Here is a 26,060-nt window from a genome sequence, read left to right as displayed (position 1 = left end):
GTCGCGACCGCCGCTCCTCGCTGGACCGATCCGAGGGTAAGCAAATCGGCCCATCATCGACCCAGGACCGGCTGGCCAGTAAACCAATTCACCGCAATCCGCCGGGTGTGGCCCTGATAGCTCAGCAGAATGTCTCCGCCGCTGGACTGACCGTCCGGAAAGAAGCGGAGCGCGCCCGTGTCGCCGCGGCGTTCTATTTCCGCAATCGTCACTGCGATGCTCATCCCTTTCGGCAATTTGTGCATCGCATTCAGATAGCCGAATTCCGCATTCACCGGATCGATCGCAACGACGACGTCTGTGTTGGCGGCCATCGCTCGAGACCGCGCGAGCTGGAACGTGGCAGCCATCGATCGAGCCGTCCCTTCGACGCGGGCCACGGCATTCCGTGGCCGCGCCATGACCGCTGACGCGAGGATAAGCGCCATGATCCCAAGAACCACGAGGAGCTCAATCAATGTGAACCCTGCGGATGAGCTTGACCGAAGCCTCATTGGATCGCCAGATTGTTGATCGAGAGCACGGCGCTCATCACCTGCATGATGAGCGCGCCCACAGCGCCGCCGATGACAAGCGTAAGAACCGGAGTCAACAGACTGACCATCTGCTCAATCCGACGCTGCAGTTCTCCGTCGAGAGTGGTCGCAATCCGGATCAGCATGCGCGCGAGTTGCCCGGACTGCTCTCCCACCGCGATGAGTTGCAGCGCCGCCGGTGGCAGAAGATCCGTGCCGGCGAACGCCTGGTTCAATGACACGCCTTCTGGCACGCGAGCGATTGCGTCGGCATAACCTGCATTCATGTAGCGATTGGCGATCAGCGACCTGGCTATCTGCAGCGCAGTCATGAGCGGCACTCGCGCATCGAGTAGCGTGCCAAGCGAGCGTGCAAAGAGGCCGGCCTCCCGCATCTGAAGCAGTCGACCGAAAACGGGAGCCCTGGACTTTATGCGATCAAGCTTCAGCGCCAAACTTGCGCTCTTCCTGATTTTGTACCAGAGCATTGCGCAGAGCGCCGCCCCTCCCAACAGACAAACCGTCAACGGCAACCAGTAATCCGGAATGCTGGCCAGGACTCCGAGAATTCCCGGCAGCGGCAAACCGGCATCTGCAAAGATCGGCGACAGGTTGGGGATGAGCACGAAGACGATCACCGCGACGGAGGCGAGTGACATGAGAAGGAGGATGGCGGGATAGACCAGCGAAGATCTGATCTTGTTGCGGATCTCCAGGCGCTTCGTGAGCATGTCGCCAATCTGCCCCAAGACTTCGCCGGTGCGTCCGCTGGCCTCCCCTGCGCCCACGATCGCCACGTAATCCTGCGGGAAGATCGCCGGCCGGTGACGCATGGCCTCAGAAAGCTGAGCACCGCCCAGGATCTCCTGCAGCAGATCGGTGGCCAGGCGAGAGCGCTTGGGCGACGTACCCGGCCCGGCCAACACCCGAAACGATACATCGAGCGGCAAGCCCGAATTGACCAGCGCCGCCATTTCAACGGTGAAAGCCGTCAACTCGCTCAGACCCAACTGGTTCGATCGCACCAGTTCCCGGCGCCAAATCGGCTGGCTTTTCTGGGGTGCTGAAGCTGGCACCTCGTCACCAGCCTCGGATAGGGAAGTCTCGAATGGCGTGAGCCCGGCGGTATAAAGGGCGTCGATCGCCGCATCGATTCCCTCAGCCGCGATCGTCCCCGCCGTGACGACTCCCTGAGCCGTATAGGCTCGATATCGATAGGTCGCCATCGCAGTGCTCCTTCATGTCGTGCGGGTGACGCGAAGCACTTCGTCCAAGGTCGTTTCCCCAGCGGCGACCTTCATCAGTCCGTTCTCGTAGAGGCTCACGAATCCGGCAGCCCTTGCCAGGTTTTCGAGCGCCAGCTGATCGCCACTTCTTCGGCCGATCGCCTGTCGTACATCGTCGTTGACGACGAGCAACTCGGAGACGGTTGTTCGGCCGTTATAGCCCGTGCCACCACAGGCCTCGCATCCAACCGCCTCGCGGCTATCGGACCAATCCACCACCATGCCATCGGGGGGCGCGATGGTCAGCCTGGCCGGGATACCGCCGTGATCGACGTGCCGACGCGAGCAATGTCGACACAAGCGGCGCACCAGGCGCTGTGCCATCACTCCCGAGACTGTCGAAGCAAGCAGGTAACGCTCGAGCCCGATGTCTATGAGGCGCGTGATCGCTGCGAGGGCTCCGTTGGTATGCAGGGTGGAAAACACGAGATGACCAGTCAGAGCCGCCTGGACGGCGATACGCGCGGTCTCGACGTCGCGGATCTCGCCGACCATGATAACGTCAGGGTCCTGACGCAGGATCGCGCGCAGGGCCGACGGAAAATCAAGTCCGATCTGCGGTTGAACCTGAATTTGATTGATGCCGGCAAGCTGGTATTCGATCGGATCTTCGACCGTAAAGACCTTCAGCTCCGGACGGTTGAGGTGCTTCAGTGCAGTGTACAAGGTCGTCGTCTTGCCGCTGCCGGTTGGCCCCGTCACCAGGATAAGCCCATTCGGAAGCGCCATCAGTCGATGAAGATTCTCCTCCGTCGCTTTGTCCAAGCCGAGTTTCGGGAATTCGAGTTCGACGCGACTGCGGTCGAGAATTCGCAATACGAGGCTCTCGCCGAATGCGGTTGGTATCGTCGATACACGAATATCGACCTCGGTCCCTCGAACCGCGGTCTTTATCCGACCGTCCTGCGGCAGTCGTCGCTCCGCGATATCCAGCCTGGCCATGATCTTGATACGCGTCGTCAAGGCAGCTCGAAGTGTTGTCGGTACAGATCGCTCGGGCCGGAGGAAGCCATCAAGACGGATGCGAATTGCGACTTCGTCGCGCCCAGGCTCGACGTGAACGTCCGAAGCACCCCGCTCGACAGCGCGCGATATGATCTGGTTCACCAATCGTATGATCGGCGCCTCATTCGCGATATCGCGCAGCCGTTCAACGTCCGGCTCATTTCCCTCGTTGCCGCCGATCGCCGTTAGCTGCTCATCGTCAGCCTGAGATGCTGGCTCCTGGTCCTGATAGACGTTCCGGAAAGCGCGTTCGATGTCGGCAGGCGCAATTACGGCGAGGTCGACGCGAATGCCCAACATGTAGGAGATCGAACGACGCGCCTCGTCGTCGAATGGATCCACGACGGCCAGCAACAAGGACTCTCTGCCGAGCGCAACGGGAAGGGAGCGGCTCGTCTTGAGAAACGTCAATCCCAGCCGTTCGGCCAGGACCGGCCGCGCCGGGATGTCGCCGGGCCCGACCACGGGCAACCCGCAGTAGGATGCATAGGCGCTGCACAGGTCGACCTCGGACACCAAGCCGAGCTTCACCAGAACGGAGTCGATACGTTCCGAAGCCGCCTCCGCCGCTCGCCTGGCTCGCGCCACCGCGCTCCTGTCGAGAATTCCTTCGGCGACGAGGTGGCCGGTAAACGCTTCCGCGAAGTTCGGATCTTTGGGGGGCGGCCCCACCCCGCTGTCCTCGGGCAGACGCGCATGCCGCAGCAATTCCTGAACACTGGACGGCATCGCGTGCTCGTGGACCTGACCTGTGAGAAATACCGGGGAATCCTAGAGCGGTTTGGTTAACACATGCTGTTTGACGGATCGTTTGCCATTTGTGTCTAGTTTGGCCGAACCCGATCTGCGAGCCTGGCAAACTGCTCGAAATGGACGACATTCCCCGCAAAATCCCCCCTGGGTCGTTGCTATATAGCCGTCAGCGCGGCTTCGCCCTGGTGACCGTGATCTGGGGCTTGGGATTGATCCTCCTGCTCGGAGGAACGCTCGTTGTCGGCGCGAAATATCGCAGCAAGATCGCGAGCGCGGGCACTTCGGTCGCCAGGGCATCGGCGGCGGCCGAGAGTGCAATCAATCTGGCTATTGCGGCAACATTGATGCCGGAAGGAAGGACAAGGTTTCCATTGCAATGCAGGATGCCGGGCGGCGAACGCGCTTTCGTCACGGTGGAGGAGGAGATCGGCAAGGTCGATCTGAACGCTGCATCCAAACCCATTCTGGAACGGTTGTTCGCTGCGCTCGCAAGCGACAAGGCCCTCGGCGAGAGAATAGCCGGAGAAATCCTGAGAGCCAGGAGCACCGTGCCGAGCACCACGCCAAGGCTTGGCACAGAGGCGGGGATTCCACCACCGTCCACCACGAACGGCAAGCAGGGTCCTCGACCCGGATTCGCCAGCATCATGGAACTGGATCAGATGGCCGGCATGTCGCCCGGGCTGTTCCGGAAGGCATTGCCGTTCGTCACCGTTGCATCGGGCCGCACTGCTCCTGCGGGCGAAGCGGCCTCTCCCGCCCTGATCGAGGCGCTTGGGCTGAGCCCTCCGCCTGCTCAACCTCGCCGGATCTTGGCATCAGGCAATGTCACTATACGCGCGGATGTGACGTTGAGTGATGGGTCCAGACAAGTCCGTGAAGCGCTGATCGACTTCGAGGGTGGAGCCGGGCTGCCCTACGCGATACGCGAGTGGCGACTAGGCACTGCGACCCTATCGCCAACGCAGCAGCGACGGCTGCCGCCCTGCGTGAGAATCTGACATCGGGCCTAGCCCTTCGAATTCAGGACGACCGGCGGGCGAGACGCACGTGCCGATTCCTCGAGGCGCTCGCGCTCCGCGGCAACGGCAGGACCCGGGTCAATGACCGTGCAGCCTTTGGTGCGCTGAAGGTCCGTCAATGCATCCAAGCGCTTCCGCTCGTCGAGCAGTTGCTTAGGAGCATCGAGGGGAAATCGTTCCGAGTCGTAGCCCGCGAGCGGACCGACAGCGAGCCAGTATTCGAAACGCGCCGCACGCCTCACCGAGTACCGAAACGATGCGGCAATTGCGTTGCATGACATCGATTCGTCGACCGGCAGCACCATGTACGGAGAGGGCGGAGCAAAGCTGTAGTAACCCGTCGCACAGCCCCCGAGGGTGCACACCAGGACGGGGAACAGGGCTAGGCGCAACGCGGTGCTCACGGGACCACCAGCCGTTGCGCCGTATTGGCGAAAGTGCGCTCCCGGGTCGACGTATGAGGCATATAGACATGCATCTTCCGCCGGTATTCCTCCGTAACGAGACGGCTTTCCGTCGGATCCCGCACGACCTTCGGTGTGATGAGGATGACAAGCTCGGTCTTCTGGACCGAGTTGCCTCTGTTCGCAAAGAAAGCTCCCAGGCCAGGAATGTCGCCAACGATGGGAATCTGCGTGCTCGTCCTGTTAGACTGATCCTGGATCATGCCGCCGAGCGCGAGGACCTCACCGTCGTTCACGACGACGGTCGTCTTCACGCGCCGTTGCTGGATGGTCGGCGAATCGATGTTGGAAGTGGTCGTCTTCACGACGCTGCTGACTTCCTGCTCGATGTCCAACTGAACTCGACCGCTTTCATTGATCCTGGGGGTTCCCGCCAGGATCACGCCGGTATCCTGCATCGTGATCGAATTCACGATCGCCGTGTTGGCGGTGACCGTGCTGGTGGCCGTCTGCGTGGTGATCGGCACCTGATCGCCGATTTGCAGTCGGGCGGTCTTGTTGTCGAGCACCATCAGCGAGGGCGTTGAGATCACGTTAACATGGGTAAGAGCGTCCAGCGCGCTGAGGGTGGCCGCGATGCTCGCGGTATTCACAGCGTAGTTGAATCCCGGAAACGCCGCCGCGACTCCTCCCGCAAGGGCGCTGGAGAACGTGGCGGTTGGCTTCCCCTGCTTCGCGAGCTGCCATTGCAATCCGAATTGCAGATTGTCGTTCAACGTCACTTCGGCGATCACCGCTTCGATGAGCACCTGGCTCGCAACGACATCGAGACCCTGAACGACGCGCAGTACGCGCTGATAGTCCCGGTCGTTGGCCATGATCAGCAGGGAATTCTTGGCTTCGTCGGCCACGATCTTGAGAACGGGCTCCCCCTTCGAATCCGCACTGCCGCTGTCTTCGGACGGCTCTGCCGCAAGGCTGTCGGGATCCATATCTGCCTGGCGAGAATTGGACTGCGTGTCACCCCCTCGTCCAAATCCACCGGGCCCGGCCGAGTCCGCCGCGGTCGCGACACCGTTCGGCTTTTTCATGTCGCCCAGCAGACTGACCTGCTTCGAACGCGGGGATACGCTCCTGGTCGACGAGCGCACCACCTTCATCTCGCTGGAGAACATGGATTGGAGGACCGCCGCAAGCTCTGCAGCCGTTCGATTCTGCACCTGGTAAATGTGCAGCTGAGGCTCAGTTCCGCTTGCACGGGAGTCCAGCCGTCGGATCCAAGACTGCGCGCGAGGGAGATAACTTGGATGGGACGTTATGACCAGAATTGCGCCGAGCCGATTGTTCGCGACAAACTTCACGCGCCCCTTCAGCGGCCCTTCCTTGTCGGACGAAAAGACCGCCTTGAGTTCGTCCACCATTTTTTCAGGCTGGGAGGCCTTTACCGGGACAACCGCAAACGACATTCCCTTCATCACGTCGACATCGAAGATCGCAATGGAGTCGAGCATGTTGTCGATTTCGGAAGGCGTGCCCTTCAAGGCCAGAATGTTACGCGCGTCGTCGGCCTGAACTATCGCTCCCTTGGGCACCATCGGCTCAAGCACACGAGCGACCTCCGTTGCGGCCACATATTTCAGTTGAACGACTCGGACTCCACTGCCCGGACTTGCTCCATCGCCTCCTCCACGGACGGTGGCCACGATGCCAGTGGCGGCTTGGTCGGTCGGGACGATTCGGTAGACGCCCCGGCTCTGCACCAGTGTTGCTCCGGCGGGTGCCAGCGCTGCTTGAAACAATTCCAGCGCTTCCGCCTTCGTGACCGGCTTCGTCGTCTCGACCGAGATCACACCGTCTACGCGCGGATCAAGGACGTAGTTCACGCCGATCAGATCTCCGAGGACGGTTTTTGCCGCTTGCTGCAAAGGGACGCCCGCGAGATTGAGCACGACGGTACCATTAGCCGCTCCCGCTGCCGGCTTCTCGGGCGAAGCACCGATCATTTGGCCGTTACCGCCCTCTGACGTCGGAACCGCCCGCGACGACCGTGATGGCAACGGGACCGCGCCTGTCGTGGCGGGATCGGTCGCTTGGGCGTAAGATTCGAGTGATACCGGCTGCGATGACAATTTCGGTCGCGCGTCGACGGTGAGACCCACGGCACCCGGCGAACTGCAACCAGAAACAGCTATGGCCGCCATGACGCAGGCGGCCATACTCAAACTAAGGCTGCGGCTAGCCGGCAAAGAAAAGGCTCCAACATCAAATAGGTATTAATCTGCGTAAACAAGCGGTAAATCATTAAGGTTAAGCAAACGTAAACCTGCAGTCGCCGCAAATTGCGGCCTGCCTCATCTGCCCTTCGCTGAGTCACACTTGTGAAGCGCCACCGAATGAACGTCGGGAGGCGACCGGCCAAACCCGCCGAATGCGAGGGCTACGGAACATTCGTAGCTCTCGGCGGTGGCGCGCGAGCATCGCAACTCGCTTGTCTTTATTCTGCGGTCAGTGCTGCAGCCTGAATCGCTGAGCTTTCGCTCCGTCGCGCGGTATCACAAGCAGGCGCCATACGGCCGAGCGCATTGCCGGTTGGACTCGGCGCTCCGACCCGGTGCTCCTGCCGCAGGGCCCCGCGAGCAGAACGCAGACGAGCCCCTCGAATCGGTCGCTCTATTGATCTTCCTTACGAGCCACAACTGACTTCGGCCAAACAGGCAGCAAGGTCTTACTTACGCCACCAAGCACCAACTTTGTTCTGGCTTAGGCCCGGCGCCGTCGAGACGTACCTTCTCCCGTCTCTTGATTTGCAATGACAAACTCGTCGATCGAGTGGCCGGTTCTCAATGCGGCAGTCAGCCACCGTGGCTGCTTTCCTCGACCGGACCAGGTTTGGGATGGCTCATTGGGATTACGGTACTTCGGATAGACCCGAGGATACTTGCGCCGCTCCCTCGAAGCACCTTCCGCAGGCTCCCCTAAGCCGGTTTCTTTTTCGCCGCGAAGTTGGGCCAGGCGCTTTTCGAGCTCACGTTTTTCAGAAGTCAGGCGCACTGACAGTATTTGCCCAATCTCCTCGTGGAGCGCCCACATCTCGTCAAGCGGCATCGCCTCAAGGTCGATCTTCTTGTGCATCGCAACCTTATCGCTCATAACCGACCGCATCTCACGGTACGATTCGCCCACCCCTTTTTAATTTCTGCCAGCGGTCTTAAATCCAAGTCAAGCGGCAAAAAAGGGTCAGAAAATCGCACAAAAAATGGATAGCGTCGTAACACATTGAGCTTACGACATATTTCGCAAAAGCGGATTAGTCTGAAAATCCCAGCAATATTTTGAGCTATTGCCTCCGTCATGGTGGCCTCGTGCAACCCCCAGGTGGGGGGAGCCCTCGTCACGCGCTAAACGTCACGGTCCCCTTGCGAGCATGGCTTCGGCCCAGCGCTGCATCGCTGCCTCCCCGGCTCCCAGGCCTGATCGTTCCACTCGCCCACGATTTCCAAAGGCGCCGAACAGGCCGTCGATTCAGATAGACGCCTTGCGCTCAAGAATGCTGAAGTTGTCACGCCGCTCAGTACGGCTGGCCACCACCCAACGTTTCCAACTGTTATCGTGCTTGGCGTAGAGCTCCAGCCAGCGCAGGTCCTCGTCAGCCGGTTCGAGATCATTTTGCTTAGCTGCATCGGCCCTGGCCCCGAGACGACCTACCTGCCGGCTGTCCAGGCGTTGGAACTCGAGCGTCTCCTCATGGGTCAGCCCGATCAGGACGTGGCGTCCCATTCCATCGACGACATATCGACGCGGTGCGTTGCTGCTCAAGCGGCGCTCCTCTCTTGCCTTCGGTGGTTCGTCCAGTGCGGCGTGTGGCGCCCGATAAAGTACTACGGCACGAAAGCAATCAGCAGATAATGGACTCGCGCTTCCGATCACGGCGACACCGCGAGCAATCAGTTCAGCTAAAATCGTCCCAGCGTAGCTGCCGGAGCCCGAACAACAATCAGCTCAATTCAACGTAACCATATATGGTTACCCACCGCTCTTTGCGGTCGGGCCGCGCATCATGGTGGAGCTGATTGGCAAGGCCGTTCGCGACGCATCGGCGCGATCGTCATCATCGGTGAGTCCCTGCAAAGCTGATCGCGCGCTGCGACGCTGTGTAAGCGGCGCAGCTCTCACCAAGCCGTACGACTACGGAGTGATCGCATAGAGTTGCAAGTAAGGTTGAGCAGTTAGCTTAATCCGCAGTCTTTGTTGCGCAGTTTCCAGGATCCTCTATTCCTCTCGTCACCGGCCTCCCCCAAGGTCGGCCCCACCCAAGCAAAGCCGTCGAGCGACATGGGTCCGCTTGGCGGCTTTGCCGTTCTGTCGGCAAGAGGATCTTTTCGGTTATGGCGCGCAAGCCCTGGTCGTTCAAGGAGGACCGCAAGCTCATGGAGCTGGCGAAGTCTTCTGCTTCGCTGGAAGATGCGGCCAAGCAGCTGGGACGATCGCCCGACGCAATCAAGCGCATGGCCTTGAGGCTTGGCCTGTCGCTCAAGTCGAAGAGCAGGAAGAAGGGCTAGACCATCCCGCAGATGCCTCGAGCGTTCGATGTCCGCTTGTGGCCGATGCCTGGTTCCTTCGATGCACTGCTCTTCGAGTGGCCGATCTATGACCCTTGGCGCCTGAGGTTCGCCTGCTCAATCGCTGTACCTCCGGACATTAGGCGATGCGTATTGCGTAACGCTGCGATCGCATCATCGAGATCGAATTCGGTTCTGCGGATCGTCTCGATGAACCGAGCCATCAGCGCCGCGTTCAGCTTGACGCGGGTGTTACCATCGCGGCTCTTGCGGCGATCGAGCGACAGATTCAACGCCTGAAGCCGGGCTTCGGAGGCGGTGCAATCATAGAGCGCCGCAAGTTCGTCATAAGTCATCCAGATCTGAGGCATGTTATTCCACCACGGTTGTTCAGCCTCAGCCTAGGTTTCATGTCTAAAGGCTTTGTTGTGCGATGCCCAGGCGGCTCAGTTCCGCTGCGATAGCGTGAACGCAAGACTAAGATGCGGGAGGCTTGGAAGGTGCGGGGAAATGGCGCGACCGCGAACGGCTGTCGAGGCCCTTGGGCAATTTGTCGTTGAGCTTCACGACGGCGCCTCGAGGCTCCGCCGCCGGCGCATCTTCCTGGCAGTAGATCAGCGTCACCTCGAACACCACGTCGGGCGCTTGCTTGGCCTTGCCGGAGCAGGTCGCCAGCGCACCGCTGCACACGCCCGCGAGCTCGACCTCGACCTCGTCCAGACCGAACACGGTGGGCGGGCCGTCGGCATACCGCCGCGTGGTCAGGACTGCCGTGAAGTTCTCGTCGTCGGCGAACTGATAGGAGCCGCCATAGGTGAAGAAGCTGTCGCTGCCGGAAATCCGTCCGTCCGCCAGATGCACGACGCCCGTGCCCTGGGCGACCGGCGTCCTGAACCAGGCTGCGTATTTGCCGTCTCTCATGGAACTATCCGCCGTAGAATTCGCTGGTATTTGCAACCAACGCTCGGGCGCGACAATAACCAAAGTGGCAAGCATTCCGCCACGGTTAACGTCCTGCAAAGCCAACCCGTCAAATTGCCGCCGCACGAGGCGGCGCCGTCAGAACAATTCGATGCCGTCGTCCGCGGTCTCGACCGCCTCGACCCGTTGCGTGGCGGCGATCGACTTAAGTCCGAGCGTTTGCAGGACCTCGCGATGAACGTCCCGCTCGCGTTCCATGGTGTAGCGCGCGAAGAGATCGTCGAGGATCGCCTGATCCTGCGCTTCCGGCTGTAGCCGCTGCGCGCCCGCGCTCGCAGTCTCGAGTCGCGCGGCGACCGCAGGCAAGGCCGCCGAGCTTTCCCCGAGCGCGGTCATCAGGCCTTGGGCCGAATTCATCAACCTCTCGAACTCCGCACCTTCGTTCACGAGCCGGCTCATCAGCTTCCCCAGCCGTTCATTGCCGGCCTCGACCTCGCGTAGCGCCAGAAGGATTTGCGGCTCGAGCTTGGCAAGCTGCGTGGGATCACCCTGCACGCGGAGCTCCTTCAGCTCCTTGGCCGAGCGCTCGATGCCGTCGAGCACGGGTCTAAGGCGGCCGGCACCGGCCGAGACCTGGTCGGCGGTCGCCTTCAGCTCGTTGGCGATCACGACGAAAGCGCTGCCGCGGTTGCCGAGATGACTTGCCTTGAGGCCCGCATTCATCCCGATCAGCGTGATGTCGACCGTCGCCTCCGCAAGTCCGGCGATCGCTTGGCGAAATTTCGCCAGCGTGTCCTCGACGATCGCGAGCGCCTCGTCGACGGATCGGCCCGCGCTCTCGCAGGTGGCGATCAGGCTCGACGCATGCGCCAGCGTCTGCTTGATGCGCGTCAGGAACGACGAGCCGTCCTCCTCGCCGCCGAACAGCGTACGGCCGTGGCCGGTGACGCTGCCTGCATCGCGCAGGATGGCGGTCAGCGCAGCGACGATCTGGCCGACGTCGCCGCCGAACTCACGCTGGGCATCCCTGAGTTGGGCCGCCTGCAACCGGCAAATCGCACGCGCGCCGTGATCGCTCGAGACCGGTTCGGGAACGATGCTCGGCGCGGATTCCGACGCAAGGGCGAGGCCGTGGGACACGTGTTCGAGACGCTGACGCGTGCTGTCGCCTGCCTGCAGCGAGATGATCGCGCTGCCCACCGCCCCGGCGATCTTCCCGGTGCTGGAGCTGGCACGGTCGGCCAGATGACTGCTCCTGCTGCGCTGATCGCGCAGGCCCGAATAGGCCGCGCCAAGTTCGGCGCTCTCCGACGTCAATTGAGCCCTGTAACGGCTTTCGAACTCCTTCTGCCGGCCGGAGGCGGTGGCGACCGCATCGGACAGGCGCTGCTGGTCCCGCGCGCAGCCTTCGATCGAGCGTTGCACGGCCCGGCCGAGATCATAGGCTTCCTGCGTGAAGGCGAGGAAGCCCTCGCGGTCGCCGTCGAGCGAGGCCGCCTCGATCCGCGCGCTGCGCGCGATGATGGTGATCATCTGGATGTGCTTGAACAGCGGCTTGAGGAGCGAGGACGCCTCCGTCGTGCTCTTGCCGATGGTCTCCAGCAGGGCGGTCTCGGCCGGCAACGCCTGCGCCAGCTCGCTGAGACGCACGGCGATCTCCTGCAGCGCCGTCGCAGCGCCCTCGATCTCGGCGCCGGAGAGTTCACCTGAGAGCGTCGCGAGTCCCTGGTTCAGCTCCTTGAAGATCAGGTGGCCGCGTCCGAGCTCGTGACCGACGCGCGCGAAGACGTCCTCGATGCGTGAGGAGACGTCGTCGATTGCGGCGGTCGCCTCGGCGAGCGTATCGGCCGGAACGAAGGACATGGCCATCAACCCGCCACCGCCGGATGCCCGGCCTGATACCAGAGCATGATCTCGCGCGGGATGTGGTGCAGCGAAACGACCTTCTCGACACCACCATGGGCGACAGCTTCCTTGGGCATGCCGAACACCACGCAGCTCTCTTCGTCTTGCGCCCGCGTCGCGGCGCCGAGCTTGCGCATCTCCAGCATCCCGCGCGCGCCATCATCGCCCATGCCGGTCATGATGACGCCGAGCGCGTTGGCGCCGGCATGTTGGGCCGCCGAGCGGAACAATACATCGACGGACGGGCGATGCCGCGACACCGGCGGACCATCCTTGATCGCGATCTGGTAGCGCAGACCGATGCGCTGGAGCAGCATGTGCCGGGCGCCGGGCGCGATGTAGGCGCAGCCCGGCAGCACCGGCTCGCCGTCCTCGGCCTCTTTGACCCTGATCTGGCAGACGCCGTCGAGACGCCTGGCAAAGGCTGCGGTGAAGCCTGCCGGCATGTGCTGAACGATGAGAAGCGGCGGACAATGGGCCGGCAGCATCTCCAGCACGTCGTTGAGCGCTTCCGTGCCGCCCGTGGAGGCACCGATGCAAACGATGCCTTCCGTTGTCGGCCGGACCTTGCCCTGCACCGGCGGCGGGATGATGGCGTCGGCGGTCAGCTTCTTCTCGATGGCGCGACGTTCCGCGCGTGGGCGCACCCGCGCCCGCGCAGCCGATTTCACTGCCTCGCGCAGCCGGGTCGAGCATTCGAGCAGCGCCTGGCGCGTGTCGATCTTCGGCTTCGGCACGATGTCGACCGCACCGGCCTCGAACGCCTCGAACATCACATTAGAGCCCTCCTCGGTCAGCGAGGAGCAGATGATCACCGGAATCGGATGCTGCGCCATGATCTTGCGCAGGAAGGTCATGCCGTCCATGCGCGGCATTTCGAGATCGAGAATGATGACATTGGGTAACTCCTTCTCGAGCCGGCGGGCCGCGACGAAGGGATCGGAGGCGGTCGCCATCACCTCGATATCAGGATCTTCTGAAAGGATCGTCTGAAGGATTTGGCGCACCGACGCCGAATCGTCCACGATCAGCACGCGAACTTTCCCCCTCGGCATCGTGGTTGCGCTCCGGCTAGACCTGGAAGATGGTTGGCTGAATCTGCTTCAGCCCAGGGACGGCACTGTGAATCATCGATTCCGAATGCCCGACCAGCAGATAGCCGCCCGGACGCAAATGCCCGCACAATTGCTCGACCACCTTGCGCTGGGTCTCGCGCTCGAAATAGATCAGGACGTTGCGGCAGAAGATGATGTCGACGTCACGATCGACGGGATAGGACTTGTCCATGAGGTTCATCCTCATGAAGTGTGTCATCCGCCGTAACTCGGGTACGATTCGCACTTCTCCGCGCGACTTGTCCCGCGACGACGAAAAATATCGCTTCACGAATGGCTCCGGCACCGGGGCGAGCACGTCGCGGGCATAGATCGCCGTCCTGGCGAGGCGCAGCACCGCCGTCGAGATGTCGGTGCCGAGGATGCGATACTGGAAGCGCGAGCCGCTTCGCGCCATGTCGTCCAGCACCATTGCGGTCGTGTAGGCCTCCATGCCAGTGGAGCTCGCCGAGCTCCAGATCTTCAGGTTCGCGTTCTCGCGTCCGTGCGACTTGAGCAGGGAGGGGACCGCGACGTCCCTCATGAAGGTGAAGTGCTGCGGCTCCCGAAAGAAAACGGTCTTATTGGTCGTCACCACATCGATGAGATGAGTGAGCTCGGTCTCGAAATGATCCGCCTCGAACAGGTTCTCGACATATTCATTGAGGTCGGAGAAGCTCAGCGCGCGCACGCGCTTGTGCAGCCGCCCCTCCAGCATCAGCCGCTTGCCCTGCGGCAGCTTGATGCCGACCTGGCTTTCGATCAATTCAGCGATGGTCCGGAAGTGGCGGTCGGACAGATGCACGGCCGTGTCCTGTATGGCAGGCATCATGGACGACGGCCCTCATCCGGGATGGCCGCCTGCACTGAATGTCGGACCATCCTGGCCATGTTGAATCCCGCGCGTTCACGTAACCACTGAAAGCGAACCCGTCCACGCCGCGTGAACCGGTCCGCGGGCAGCCCTTCCCGGGTCCTAGCGCTGGAAATCGGCGTCCCGATCATCCTCGCCATCGTTCATGTCGAAGGCAAAACCACCGCCGCCGACGACCTTTGCGGAGCGCACCGGCTTGGCCTGCGCCTTCTTGGCCGGACGCTCGGCCGCCGCCATGGACGCCGCCTTGGCGCGCAGCTGGTTGACCGCCCGGTCGATCGGTGCGGCCGCCTGGCTCTTTGTGCCCTGTTCGATGCGGAAATAGGCAATCGTGGACTGCAGCTGTTCGGCCTGCGAGGCAAGCTCCTCCGAGGTCGAGGACACCTGCTCGGACGCGCTGGCGTTCTGCTGGCCGACCTTGTCGAGCTGCTGGATCGCTTGGTTGATCTGCGCCGAGCCGACGTCCTGCTCGCGGCAAGCCGCGGTGATCTCCTCGACGAGCTCGGCCGTCTTCTTGATATCGGGAACCAGCTTGGCGAGCATCGAGCCGGCCTCCTGCGCCACCTTGACGGTGTCGGCCGAGAGCGTGCCAATCTCGGCCGCGGCCGCCTGGCTGCGCTCGGCGAGCTTGCGCACCTCGGAGGCGACCACCGCAAAGCCCTTGCCGTGCTCGCCGGCGCGCGCGGCTTCGACCGCCGCGTTGAGCGCGAGCAGGTCGGTCTGGCGCGCGATCTCTTGCACGATCGTGATCTTCTCGGCGATGGTCTGCATCGCGTTGACGGCCCGGCCCACGGCTGCGCCGGAGGCTTCCGCATCCTTGGCGGACTGCGACGCGATCTTCTCGGTCTGGCTCGCGTTGTCCGCGTTCTGTTTCACGTTGGAAGCCATCTCCTCCATCGAGGAGGAGGCTTCCTCGGCAGACGAAGCCTGCTCGGTCGCGCCCTGCGACAGCTGCTCGGCGCTGGCGGAGAGCTCCTGGCTGCCGGCGGAGACGTTCTGCGCCGCGGTCAAGGCTTCAGACACGATCTGGCGAAGCTTCTCGACCATGCGTTCGAGCGCGAGGCCCAGCGTGTCCTTGTCCGACAACGGCTTGGCCTCGACCGTGAGATTGCCTTGCGCGATCTCGTTGGCGACGGCAGCCGTCGCGTTGAGATTTGCCGTCATCGCATTCAGGGATTTGACGAGATCGCCGATCTCGTCGTTGCTGGACGCATCGATCTTGTGGCTGAGATCGCCGATCGCGACGGCATCCGCCAGGTCGACCGCCCTTGCCAGGGACCGGCTGATATTGATCGAGATCCAGACCGCGCCGACCGCCGCAACGACCAGCGAGACCACGACCAGAACGATGAGGATCAGCTGAGCGCGTCGGCTGTCCTCCTGGGACTGCGCGGCCTGCTCGGCCATCTGCCTCTTCGTATTCACGACATAGGCGCTCATCGCCTCCGTCGCATCCGCGACCACCTTGCGCCCATCTCCCATCGAGCGCTCGGTCGCCTTCGCCTTGTCCGTCTTTGCCAGCCTGATCGTCTCTTCCTGATAGGCGTTCATCCTGGCGTAAGCACCCGCGAAGTTATCGAGCAGCTTCTTGCCGCCCTCGCTGGCGAGAGCGTAGACCTCGTCCCTGATCTTGGTTGCCTCCTCGCGGAGCTTGACGGCCTGGGCGGCGAATTCATCGGCTTCGGCTGGCGTTCCGAGAATTGCGTTCTTTTCCGCCCTGAGCTGCTGCCAGATAATCTTTTCGACCTCGGCGGCCTTCTCCATGCGTTTGGCACGAAGCACCATGGACTCCGCGGTTGCCGCCATGTCGGACAGCTTCGTGTAGCTTACGACGCCTGCGATGATGAAAAGAAGAATGACAACGCCGAAGGCGCTGGCAAGCTTGGCTTTGACGGTGAATCTCATGTCAGTCTCGTTGGTTCGAAGTAGGGGTGCTTACGCGGGACCACGCTTCACTCTTGCAAACTCAGGCGGCGCGAGGCGCGTCCGCGCCGGCATCGCGCCCTTCCGGGATCTTGTCGTTCGCCATCAGCTTGGCGAGGTCGAAAATGACGACGAACTTTTCGCCCTTACGGCCGATGCCGGAGGCATAATCGGATTGCCATTTGCCGCCGACCTCGGGGATGGGCTCGATCGCCTGCTCGTCGATGTCGGTGACCTCGAACACACAGTCGGCGACGAAGCCGACGCCGACCAGGCGGTCCTTCATCGGCACGTCGAGGATGATGATGCGGGTGGCTTCGGTGGCCGGCACACTCGGCAGGCCGAGCTTGGTCCGGAGGTCGACAATCGGATAGCCGCTGCCGCGCACGTCGATCATGCCGAGCAGGAAGTTCGGGGCGTGCGGAAGCCGCGAGATCGGCCGCATGTCGAGGATCTCACGGACATTGCGGATGCTGATGCCGAACGTCTCGCCGGCGAGCCCGAGCGTCAGATATTGCGAGGTTGCGGCCATGGTGCTTTCCACTCGATCAGGTGTTAGCGCTGGAATTCGGCGTCGCGATCGTCGGCGGCATCATCCATGTCGAAGGCGAAGCCGCCTCCGCCGGCGACTTTCAGGGAACGTGCCGGCTTGGGCGCGGGCTTCCTGACGCCGTGATCGGCCGCCGCCATCTTCGCCGCCTTGGCGCGGAGCTGGCCGACGGCGTGCTCGAGCTCGGGCGCGGCTACCTTCCCATTGCGCCCGCCCTGCTCGATCCGGAAGAAGGAGATCGTCGATTGCAGCTGCTCTGCCTGCGAGGCGAGCTCTTCCGAGGTCGAGGACACCTGCTCGGAGGCGCTGGCGTTCTGCTGACCGACCTTGTCGAGTTGCTGGATTGCCTGATTGATCTGGGCCGCACCGACGTCCTGCTCGCGGCACGCCGCGGTAATCTCCTGAACGAGGTCGGCGGTTTTCTTGATGTCGGGCACAAGCTTGGAGAGCATGCCGCCCGCTTCTTGGGCGACCTTCACGGTCTCAACCGAGAGTGTGCCGATTTCGGCGGCGGCCGCCTGGCTGCGCTCGGCCAGTTTGCGCACCTCGGAAGCGACGACGGCAAAGCCCTTGCCATGCTCGCCGGCGCGCGCGGCCTCGACCGCAGCGTTCAGGGCAAGCAGATCGGTCTGGCGCGCGATCTCCTGCACGATTGTGATCTTTTCGGCGATGGTCTGCATGGCCTGAACCGCACGGCCGACTGCGGCGCCGCTGGCTTCGGCATCCTTGGCCGATTGCGCCGCGATTTCCTCGGTCTGGTTGGCGTTGTCGGCATTCTGCTTCACATTGGAGGCCATCTCCTCCATCGACGAGGAAGCTTCCTCCGCGGACGAGGCCTGCTCGGTCGCACCCTGCGAGAGCTGCTCCGCGCTTGCGGAGAGCTCTTGGCTGCCGGCGGAGACGTTTTGCGCTGCAGTCAGGGCTTCGGAAACGATCTGGCGGAGCCGCTCCACCATGGTTTCGAGCGCGATGCCGAGCTTGTCCTTGTCGGAGATGCGCTTGGCTGTCACGGTGAGATTGCCGCGAGCGATCTCGTTGGCGACCTCGGCGTTGCCATTGAGGCTCGCGATCATGCGCTCGAGCGCGATGCCGAGCGTGTCCTTGTCCGACAAGCGCTTGGCCTGGACGTTCAGATTGCCCTGCGCGACTTCGTTGGCAATCGCGGCCGTTCCGTTCAGGTTCGCGGTCATGGCATTGAGTGCCTTCACCAGATCGCCGACCTCGTCGTTGCTCTTGACCTCGATGGTCTGGCTGAGATCGCCGATTGCGACCGCGTTTGCCAAGCCGACGGCCTTCGTCAACGCGCGGCTGATGCTCAGCGCCATCAGGGTCGCGGCGGCGGCACCGATGATCAAGGATGCAAGGAGGATGCTGATGAGCATGATCTGGGCACGGCTGCTATCCGCCCTCGACTGTTCTGCCCGATCGTCCATGAGCTTCTTGAGGAAACCGACATAGTCCTCGAGGGCCTTCGACGCTTCGGCCACCGCCTTGCGAACCGGCCCGGTCGATTGCTCCAAGGCCTTGGTCTTGTCGGATCGGGCGAATTTGAGCGAGTCGTCCTGAGCGGCATTCACGTTGGCGTAAAGCGGCGAGAACCTGTCGAGCAGCTTCTTTCCGGTCTCCGTCGCCGTCGCGTAAATGTCATCCCTGGTCTTGAGCAGCTCCTCGCGAATCTTGCGAACCTCGGTCGTGTAGCGGTCAACGTCGCTCTCCGACTGCGACAGGATGGCGTTCTTCTCCGCACGGATCTGCAGCAGGAGAAGCCTCTGCAATTCGTCGGCCTTGCTCGATCGCCCGGCGGCCCCGATGATGACCTCGGTCGTGCTCGCCATCTCGCTGAGCTTCAGATAGGCGACGGTGCCTGCGATCATGGAGAGCACGAGAACCGCACCAAAGGCGGCGGCGAGCTTTGCTTTGACGGTGAGGCGCATAAGTCAAGACCTTCGGGGTTTGGCCCGGTTTGATGTTGGGAAATCGAGCGACATCACCTGCTGCGCTCGTCCAGCAACAACATTCAGCGTTGAAACTCGGCGTCGCGGTCGTCTTCGCCGTCATGCATATCGAAGGCAAAGCCACCGCCGCCGGCGACTTTCATCGCACGTGCCGGTTTGCGGGCGGGCGCCGGCTTCTTCGTGCCGCGATCTGCTGCTGCCATGTGCGCAGCCTTGGCGCGGAGCTGACCGACGGCACGGTCGATCGGCTCGGGCGCCGCCCTCTCCCTGCGCGTGCCTTCCTCGATCCGGAAAAACGCGATGGTGGACTGGAGCTGCTCGGCCTGAGAGGCGAGCTCCTCCGAGGTCGAGGAAACCTGCTCGGACGCGCTGGCGTTCTGCTGGCCGACCTTGTCGAGCTGCTGGATCGCTTGGTTGATCTGGGCCGATCCGACATCCTGCTCGCGGCAGGCCGCTGTGATCTCCTGCACCAGTTCGGCGGTCTTCTTGATGTCGGGCACAAGCTTGGACAGCATGTCTCCCGCTTCCTGTGCCACCTTCACGGTTTCAGTCGACAGCGTGCCGATGTCGGCCGCAGCGGCCTGGCTGCGCTCGGCGAGCTTGCGCACCTCGGAGGCGACCACCGCAAAACCCTTGCCATGCTCGCCGGCGCGGGCCGCTTCCACCGCCGCGTTGAGCGCGAGCAGGTCGGTCTGGCGCGCGATCTCCTGCACGATCGTGATCTTCTCGGCGATGGTCTGCATCGCTTCGACGGCACGACCGACTGCAACACCGCTGGCTTCTGCGTCCTTGGCCGATTGCGCCGCAATCTTCTCGGTCTGGTTGGCGTTGTCGGCGTTCTGTTTCACGTTGGAGGCCATCTCCTCCATCGAAGAGGAAGCTTCCTCCGCCGACGAGGCCTGCTCGGTCGCGCCCTGCGACAGCTGCTCGGCGCTGGCGGACAGTTCCTGGCTCCCCGCGGAGACGTTCTGCGCCGCCGTGATCGCTTCGGCGACGATCTGCCGGAGCTTTTCCACCATCGCGTTCAACGATCTGACGAGATCTCCGATCTCGTCGTTGCTCGCCGTGGGAATGGTCCGGCTGAGATCGCCCTCCGCGACCGCGCCCGCGAGGTCAACCGCCCTTCCGAGCGATCGACTGATCGAAAGGGAAATCCAGAGCGCAGCCCCGATCGCAACCGCCAGCGAGACGCCGATCAGCGTCATCAACAAGAATTGGGCTTGGTGTCCCTCTGCCTTGGACTGGACAGCCTGCTCAGCCATCTGCTTCTTGGTGTTGACGACATAGGCGCCCATGGCTTCCATCGCATCCGCGACGACCTTGCGGCCGTCACCCATCGAGCGCTCGGTAGCCTTCGGCTTGTCCGTCTTCGCCAGCCTGATCGTCTCTTCCTGATAGGTATTCATCTTGGAATACGAGGTCGCGAAGCTGTCGAGCAACTTCTTGCCGGCCTCGCTCGCCAAGGCGTAGACCTCATCCCTGGTCTTCGTCGCCTCATCGCGAAGCTTGGCCGCTTCGGCGGCAAACTGCTCGGCCTGGGCCTCCGTACCGAGGATGGAGTTCTTCTCGGCGCGGAGCTGCTGCAGAATGTTCTTTTCGATCTGCGTTGCCTTTTCCATCCGCGTTGCACGCAGGACCATGCTGTCAGCGGTCGCCATCATGTCGCTGAGCTTCATGTAGGCGACACCGCCCGCGACCGCGGACAGAACGATGACCAAGCCGAACGCACTGGCAAGCTTTGCCTTGACGGTGAATCTCATTTCCAGCCCCTACCTCGGTCTCGCCCGAGACCACATTTCAATTCAGGATGCGTTCCATGTTCGGAACGATGACGAACTCTTCACGCCACTTCGCAATGAAGCGGATAAATTCCGGCTTCCAGTGCATGCCGACACGGGGCGTCTGCTGCACATCGGTCTGCGATATCTCCGTGACTTCGTAGACCTTGTCGGCGGTGACGCCGACCAGTACGGGCTCACCGTCGATCTCGAGCTCGATGACCACGATGCGCGTGTCGGCCGAGTTGTCGAGCTGCGGCATGCCGAAGCGAATCCGTAGATCGGCGAGCGGAATGACGTTGCCGCGCACGTTGATCACGCTGGGGACGAAGGCGCGCGCGCCTGCCACCATGGTGACGGGGACGGGATCTATGATCTCGCGCACGAGACCGGCGTCGAGTGCAAATTTCTCCTCGCCGAGGCCAATCATCACGACCTGCATTGCGCCGGATCGATGCTGGCCCGCCAAATCCTGGTTCATCACGCCGCCTCGTTGATGTGCTGCTTTTCGACCTTAGACTGAGCCAATGCGACGAGCTGCGCGACGTCGAGGATCAGCGCTGCCGTGCCGTCACCAAGGATCGTTGCGCCGGAGAAGATCGTGACATCGGAGTGCAGCTTCGAGAGCGACTTGATCACAGTCTGGTGGTTGCCGATGATCTGGTCGGCAACGAGACCGACGTGGGTCTCGCCGGTCGAGATGATGATCGTCTTCTGGTGCCGGTCGGGCGCTCCGGATGCGGCCATGAGCTCGCGCAATCGGAGGAAGGGCACGAGATTGCCGCGCACATTGAGGAAATTGCGGCCGCGGGAGCGTTCGTCGTCGGCCGTCAGCTCGATGCATTCCTCGACCGCAGACAGTGGAATGATGTAGCGGCCCTCGCCGACGCGGATCAACAGCCCTTCGATGATCGCGAGCGTGAGCGGCAGGCGCAGCGTCACGGGGGTGCCTTGGCCCGATCTGGTCGACAGGTCGATCGAGCCGCGCATATTCTCGATGGTGCGCTTGACGACGTCCATGCCGACGCCGCGGCCGGACAATGCCGAGATGGTCTGCGCGGTCGAGAAGCCGGGGTGGAACAGGAACTGGTGGATCTCGTGATCGGTGAGCACGGCGCCGGCCGCGATCAGCCCCTGCTCTTCCGCTTTCGCACGGATGCGCGCGGTGTTGAGACCGCCGCCATTGTCCTTCACGGTGACGAGCACTTGCGCGCCGGAGTGGACGGCGGCGAGTTCGATCCGGCCCTGCTCGGTCTTGCCATTCGCGGCGCGCGTGGCCGTGTCCTCGATGCCGTGGTCGATGGCGTTGCGGATCAGATGCACCAGGGGATCGGCCAGGCACTCGATCATGGTCTTGTCGAGCTCGGTGTCCTCGCCAGTGGTGACGAATTCTACGGGCTTCGACAGATCCCGCGACAGGTCGTGCACGAGGCGGCGGAAGCGGCCGAACAGCGAGCCGATCGGCACCATGCGCGCGCCCATGGTGGTGTCGCGCAAGGACGAGGCGAGACGTTCGATTTCCTCGGCGATCACCTTGATCGAGAGGTCCGAGCCGGACGAAGCGAGCTGGGTCAGGCGCGCCTGCGCGATGACGAGCTCGCCGACGCGGTCCATCAGCTCGTCGAGGCGTTCGGCCTGGACGCGAACAGTGGCAATGCCGCGCTCTTGCTTGGCCTCCTCGCGGCGCGCAGGTGCCGCCTCGCGCTTGATCTCGGCTTTCGGTTCGGTTGCAGTTTCGGCCCTGGGCTCGGCTTTTGCAGCCGACTGCTCGGCAACGGGCATGGGAGCGGCCTCGACCACCGGTGCAGCCGTCTCAGCGACGACCGGCTCCTCGTCGAGCAGTTGGAACAGCGGGGCGGGCGCGGGCGCTTCGACATGTTCCAAGGGCAAGAGCGTCAACTTCATCTCGTCCTGGACGAACATGAAGACGTCGTCGATCGCGTCCTTGTCGCAGGCCGCGTGCAGCTTGACGTCCCATTTCAGGTAGCAGTCTTCCGGCTCCAACTCGTCGAGGAACGGGATGCCGTCGGTGACAGGCACCACGAAGCAAGGACCAAGCTTGCAGAGATCCTCCAGCAGGTCGAGCGGGTTCGAGCCGTTGCGCAGGATGTGGGATTCGAATTCCAGATACAGGTGCCAGCCGGCCTGCTTGCTCGCGCTGGGGGCCAGCGGAGGCGCCGCGATCTCGGCAACCGGAGCGCCGGGCTGGTCGGCCGAGACGAAGCGCTTGAGGTCGTCGAGGATGGCCTCGCCGATGATATCGTCGGTCGACTGAGAATCTTCGATCAGCGCGCGGATGTAGTCCTTGGCAGCGAGGGCAACCGAGATCAGCTCCTGCGTCGGCTTGATCTCGCCCTTGCGGACACGGTCGAAGGCGGTCTCGAATTCGTGGGTGAAGGAGGCGACCTTGTCGAAGCCGAACATAGCGCCTGAACCCTTGATCGTATGCAGCGCACGGAAGGCGGAATCGACCAGCTCGCGGTCGTCGGGACGCTGACCGAGGTCAAGCAGGGCTCCTTCAAGAACTTCGAAGAGCTCGGCGGCTTCCTGACGAAAGATCTCGGTCGGATCCATCGCACTCATGCGCGCACCAGCTTTCCGACCACGGCGAGCAGCTGCTCAGGCTTGAAGGGCTTGGTGATCCAGCCGGTCGCGCCCGCGCTCTTGGCTTCCTGCTTCACCGCATCATTGGATTCGGTGGTCAGGAACACGATCGGCATGCCCACTGCGCTGGGCAGCTTGCGCAGGGCCCGGATCAGCTCGAGCCCGTTCATGACGGGCATGTTGAGGTCGGTGATGACGAGGTCGAGCTTGCCGGCTTGCGCCTTGGCGAGCCCCTGTGCGCCGTCGCCGGCCTCGATCACGTTGTGACCGGCCGGCTCGAGCACGACCTTGATCATCTGCCGGATGCTGGGGGAATCGTCGACGGTGAGAATCGTGGCCATCAGGTGCCATCTTTCTTTTGCGGGAAATGCTGATCGAGCACCGCCTCGCTTGCGAAGCCGGCGCGACGAAGTGTGTTGCGCAGAGACTGGGAGAATGATGTGAGCACCACCGGGCGGCCTTGCGCCTCACCGGTCTTGGCGGTCGACAGCAGAAGCTGGATCGAGGTCACATCAGCCTTGTCGACGCTCGAACAATCGATTTCGAGCCGCTCCTGGCGCCCGAACGCCTCGCGAATGAGCTCATAGACGCTGCGAATGGCCGCGATGCTGCAATCGGCGGGCAACCGCAACGACCACTTCGGCTCCATGGGATTGAGCTCCATCGCTGCACCCGCCTTTGTAAAAATTCCGATACTCGTTTGACGCGAATCGAGTGAGCAAACCCCTAACGCGGGCATCCGTACAACTACGGGTCACATTCTCCCGGAATTCGCGCAGTCGCGTGCAGGCGCCCACAGCCTGAAATCTCACCCGCGACGTGGTGGCCGACCGCAGCGCATTTGCTTCGCGTTAAATTCGCTCGGGTTATGCGTGGAGCCCGTGCCTTTGCCAGCGAAGAGAGCCCCGGCCGCCGATGCTGACCCAAGCGCTGCTGGTTGATGACAGCCGATCCGTCCTCAACTTCCTGAAACGTCACATCGAGGCCGAAGGCCTGGTCGAAGCCACCGCCTTCCTCGATCCCGTGGAAGCGCTGACCTGCGCCCGCGAGCGCGTCTTCGACCTCGTGCTGGTCGACTACGAGATGCCGCATATGGACGGCATCAGCTTCATCCGCGTCTTCCGCACCCTGCCCGGCTGTGCCGACATCCCGATCGCGATGATCACCTCGCGACAGACCGACGACGTCAAGATGAAAGCGCTGCAGGCCGGTGCAACCGATTTCCTGCCCAAGGCGCCGCAAAGCGTCGAGATGACGGTGCGTCTGCAGAATTTGATTCAGCTTGGTGCAGCCGTGCGCAAGCTCAGCGATCGTGCCGCACATCTGGCCAGTGAAGTCGCGGCAGCAACGCGAAAGCTCGGCGAGCGCGAGGAGGAGATCATCCTGCGGCTCCCGCTCGCGGTCGAATACCGCGACAACGACACCGGCGAGCACACGCTGCGGGTCGCCCGCTACAGCCGCATCATCGCCGAGCAGCTCGGCCTGCCGCCCCGGCTCTGCCGCGACATCTATCTTGCCGCGCCGCTGCACGATGTCGGCAAGGTCGCCATCCCCGACGATATCCTGCTCAAGCCCGGCAAGCTGACCGACCAGGAGATGGCGGTGATCCGGACCCATGCGACGATCGGCGAGCGGATCCTGGCGGATTCCAGCTGCGAGCTGATCCAGCTCGGTGCGCAAATTGCCGCAGGACATCACGAGCGCTGGGACGGCGCGGGCTATCCCAATGGCCTCAGGGCCGATGAGATTCCGGTCGCAGCGCGCGTGGTCGCGGTCGCCGATGTGTTCGATGCCCTGACGACGCGGCGTCCCTACAAAGAGCCGATGCCGCTCGAGGTGGCGCGCAACTACCTGGCCGAGAACAAGGGCCGGCAGTTCGACCCCGCTTGCGTCGAGGCCTTCTTGTCGCGCTGGGACGAGGTCATCGAGATAGCCGCCGGTCAGCGGGCGACGCCTTTTCAGAAGACCGAGGCCCCTCTCGTTCCCGCCATGGAGAGCGCAGCGGAGAAGCGTCCGGTCGAGGACCGCCCAGTCCCGGCCGCCTGACTCGTCATTTTCCGCCAACACCTTGCCACTGCTTGATCTTTCTCAGGTCGCCGGTTTGAACCTGTTCCTGCTAAAGTGGCACCAATATTGAAGAGTGATTCTGGTCACACTTGCCTGGATGCTCCGCTGCTAAGCATCGGACCGGGATTGGGGGACCGGCACAGCATCGGTCGAACTGAGTGAGATTATCCATGAGAAGCCTGATCGGCGCCGCTGTCGGCGCGTTTTGTGTTGCGGCTCCCGCTTTGGCCGAGACGCCCGCCGCCATCGTCGAGGATGTCCAAGGCAAGGTCGACGGCGTCGAGTTCATGGACTATGTCGCGCCGGGCAAGATCATCAAGCTCGGACCCAAGGCCAGCATCACGCTCAGCTATCTCAAATCCTGCCTGCGCGAGACGATCAGCGAAGGCGTCGTGCTGGTCGGCGCCGAGCAAAGCACCGTGCAGCTCGGCGACGTGCAGCGTGCCAAGGTGCCCTGTGACACCAAGGCAGCGCAGCTCTCCGAGCGCGAAGCGAACCAGAGCGCCGCCACCACGTTCCGGACCATGCGATCCGATACCAAGGGCGCTCCATCCAAGCTGCCGACGATCTATGGCGTCGCGCCCCTGATCCAGGCCAAGACCGGCAGCACGCTTGTGATCGAGCGCACCGACGGCAAAGAGCCCACGATCAGCGTCGCGCTCAAGAGCGAGGTCATGACCCGCGGCAAGTTCTACGATTTCGCCAAGGCCGGGAAGTCGCTGACCCCGGGCGGCAGCTATCTCGCGAGCCTCGGCAGCAAGCGTTACACCTTCCAGGTCGACGCCAGTGCCACCTCGTCGCCGACCCCGATCATCGGCCGCCTGCTGCGGCTCGAATAAGCGGAC

Annotated in this window: 24 protein-coding genes; 4 read left to right on the top strand and 20 right to left on the bottom strand. The window is 62.8% G+C overall.

The window, feature by feature from the left end:
• Positions 1–53: 53 nt before the first annotated feature.
• Genes X268_RS05355 through X268_RS05345 form a run of 3 tightly spaced genes read right to left on the bottom strand, consistent with a single transcriptional unit; the run spans position 54 to position 3,535 of the window.
• Entirely contained in the window at positions 54–494 is a 441-nt protein-coding gene (locus X268_RS05355) for a GspH/FimT family pseudopilin (RefSeq protein WP_128923960.1), read from the bottom strand.
• On the bottom strand, positions 491–1,741 hold the full coding sequence (locus tag X268_RS05350) for a type II secretion system F family protein (protein ID WP_128923959.1): 1,251 nt from the start codon (positions 1,739–1,741) through the stop codon (positions 491–493). The genes X268_RS05355 and X268_RS05350 overlap by 4 nt, the downstream gene beginning before the upstream one ends.
• Before the next feature lie 12 nt (positions 1,742–1,753).
• Entirely contained in the window at positions 1,754–3,535 is a 1,782-nt protein-coding gene (locus tag X268_RS05345) for a GspE/PulE family protein (RefSeq protein WP_128923958.1), read from the bottom strand.
• A gap of 140 nt (positions 3,536–3,675) precedes the next feature.
• Between X268_RS05345 and X268_RS05340 the strand changes: the two genes are divergently transcribed.
• Positions 3,676–4,560, top strand: a complete 885-nt coding sequence (locus X268_RS05340) for a type II secretion system protein GspK (protein WP_128923957.1) — start codon at positions 3,676–3,678, stop codon at positions 4,558–4,560.
• 8 nt (positions 4,561–4,568) lie between these two features.
• Here the strand turns inward: X268_RS05340 and X268_RS05335 are convergent, their stop codons facing one another.
• The 4 genes from X268_RS05335 to X268_RS05320 all read right to left on the bottom strand — a co-directional run bounded on the left by X268_RS05335 (position 4,569) and on the right by X268_RS05320 (position 8,801).
• Positions 4,569–4,985 carry a hypothetical protein gene (locus X268_RS05335; RefSeq protein WP_128923956.1) on the bottom strand — a complete coding sequence of 139 codons (417 nt, stop codon included), beginning with the start codon at positions 4,983–4,985 and terminating at the stop codon, positions 4,569–4,571.
• A complete protein-coding gene (gene gspD, locus X268_RS05330; protein WP_164937545.1) occupies positions 4,982–6,988 on the bottom strand; it encodes a type II secretion system secretin GspD in 2,007 nt (668 codons plus the stop codon). The genes X268_RS05335 and gspD overlap by 4 nt, the downstream gene beginning before the upstream one ends.
• A gap of 757 nt (positions 6,989–7,745) precedes the next feature.
• Complete coding sequence (locus X268_RS05325) at positions 7,746–8,117, bottom strand: H-NS histone family protein (RefSeq protein WP_128923954.1); 372 nt, start codon at positions 8,115–8,117, stop codon at positions 7,746–7,748.
• 390 nt (positions 8,118–8,507) lie between these two features.
• A complete protein-coding gene (locus X268_RS05320) occupies positions 8,508–8,801 on the bottom strand; it encodes a hypothetical protein (protein ID WP_128923953.1) in 294 nt (97 codons plus the stop codon).
• A 569-nt stretch (positions 8,802–9,370) separates the two neighbouring features.
• On the opposite strand from X268_RS05320, the gene X268_RS39250 reads away from it, so the two are divergent.
• Positions 9,371–9,544 carry a hypothetical protein gene (locus tag X268_RS39250; protein WP_164937544.1) on the top strand — a complete coding sequence of 58 codons (174 nt, stop codon included), beginning with the start codon at positions 9,371–9,373 and terminating at the stop codon, positions 9,542–9,544.
• A gap of 86 nt (positions 9,545–9,630) precedes the next feature.
• Here the strand turns inward: X268_RS39250 and X268_RS05315 are convergent, their stop codons facing one another.
• The 13 genes from X268_RS05315 to X268_RS05255 all read right to left on the bottom strand — a co-directional run bounded on the left by X268_RS05315 (position 9,631) and on the right by X268_RS05255 (position 23,812).
• Positions 9,631–9,915: a hypothetical protein gene (locus X268_RS05315; RefSeq protein ID WP_128923952.1), complete on the bottom strand. Its 285-nt coding sequence runs from the start codon at positions 9,913–9,915 to the stop codon at positions 9,631–9,633.
• A gap of 106 nt (positions 9,916–10,021) precedes the next feature.
• Positions 10,022–10,465: a hypothetical protein gene (locus tag X268_RS05310; protein ID WP_128923951.1), complete on the bottom strand. Its 444-nt coding sequence runs from the start codon at positions 10,463–10,465 to the stop codon at positions 10,022–10,024.
• Positions 10,466–10,603: 138 nt separating this feature from the next.
• Positions 10,604–12,328: a chemotaxis protein gene (locus X268_RS05305; RefSeq protein WP_128923950.1), complete on the bottom strand. Its 1,725-nt coding sequence runs from the start codon at positions 12,326–12,328 to the stop codon at positions 10,604–10,606.
• Positions 12,329–12,333: 5 nt separating this feature from the next.
• Positions 12,334–13,425: a protein-glutamate methylesterase/protein-glutamine glutaminase gene (locus X268_RS05300; RefSeq protein WP_128923949.1), complete on the bottom strand. Its 1,092-nt coding sequence runs from the start codon at positions 13,423–13,425 to the stop codon at positions 12,334–12,336.
• Between the two features lie 16 nt (positions 13,426–13,441).
• A complete protein-coding gene (locus tag X268_RS05295; RefSeq protein ID WP_128923948.1) occupies positions 13,442–14,296 on the bottom strand; it encodes a CheR family methyltransferase in 855 nt (284 codons plus the stop codon).
• Between the two features lie 144 nt (positions 14,297–14,440).
• Positions 14,441–16,243: a methyl-accepting chemotaxis protein gene (locus tag X268_RS05290; protein ID WP_128923947.1), complete on the bottom strand. Its 1,803-nt coding sequence runs from the start codon at positions 16,241–16,243 to the stop codon at positions 14,441–14,443.
• A gap of 61 nt (positions 16,244–16,304) precedes the next feature.
• A complete protein-coding gene (locus X268_RS05285; protein ID WP_128923946.1) occupies positions 16,305–16,793 on the bottom strand; it encodes a chemotaxis protein CheW in 489 nt (162 codons plus the stop codon).
• 23 nt (positions 16,794–16,816) lie between these two features.
• The gene (locus X268_RS05280; RefSeq protein ID WP_128923945.1) at positions 16,817–18,745 is read right to left on the bottom strand and encodes a HAMP domain-containing methyl-accepting chemotaxis protein; all 1,929 of its coding nucleotides are present in this window, start codon (positions 18,743–18,745) and stop codon (positions 16,817–16,819) included.
• 83 nt (positions 18,746–18,828) lie between these two features.
• Entirely contained in the window at positions 18,829–20,526 is a 1,698-nt protein-coding gene (locus X268_RS05275) for a methyl-accepting chemotaxis protein (RefSeq protein WP_128923944.1), read from the bottom strand.
• A 37-nt stretch (positions 20,527–20,563) separates the two neighbouring features.
• Positions 20,564–21,025, bottom strand: a complete 462-nt coding sequence (locus tag X268_RS05270; RefSeq protein WP_164937542.1) for a chemotaxis protein CheW — start codon at positions 21,023–21,025, stop codon at positions 20,564–20,566.
• Complete coding sequence (locus X268_RS05265) at positions 21,025–23,127, bottom strand: chemotaxis protein CheA (protein WP_128923942.1); 2,103 nt, start codon at positions 23,125–23,127, stop codon at positions 21,025–21,027. The genes X268_RS05270 and X268_RS05265 overlap by 1 nt, the downstream gene beginning before the upstream one ends.
• Positions 23,124–23,489, bottom strand: a complete 366-nt coding sequence (locus X268_RS05260; RefSeq protein WP_027562191.1) for a response regulator — start codon at positions 23,487–23,489, stop codon at positions 23,124–23,126. Before X268_RS05260 ends, X268_RS05265 begins: the two co-directional genes overlap by 4 nt.
• The gene (locus tag X268_RS05255; protein WP_128929152.1) at positions 23,489–23,812 is read right to left on the bottom strand and encodes an STAS domain-containing protein; all 324 of its coding nucleotides are present in this window, start codon (positions 23,810–23,812) and stop codon (positions 23,489–23,491) included. Before X268_RS05255 ends, X268_RS05260 begins: the two co-directional genes overlap by 1 nt.
• Before the next feature lie 251 nt (positions 23,813–24,063).
• Between X268_RS05255 and X268_RS05250 the strand changes: the two genes are divergently transcribed.
• Positions 24,064–25,194, top strand: a complete 1,131-nt coding sequence (locus X268_RS05250; RefSeq protein ID WP_128923941.1) for an HD domain-containing phosphohydrolase — start codon at positions 24,064–24,066, stop codon at positions 25,192–25,194.
• Positions 25,195–25,385: 191 nt separating this feature from the next.
• Positions 25,386–26,054 (top strand): hypothetical protein, encoded by a 669-nt coding sequence (locus X268_RS05245; protein WP_164937541.1) that lies wholly within the window; start codon positions 25,386–25,388, stop codon positions 26,052–26,054.
• The last annotated feature ends 6 nt before the right edge of the window (positions 26,055–26,060 follow it).

The organism is Bradyrhizobium guangxiense (genome assembly GCF_004114915.1).
In the GTDB taxonomy this organism is placed as follows: Bacteria; Pseudomonadota; Alphaproteobacteria; order Rhizobiales; family Xanthobacteraceae; genus Bradyrhizobium; species Bradyrhizobium guangxiense.
This window is presented reverse-complemented; position numbering and strand designations above follow the sequence as displayed.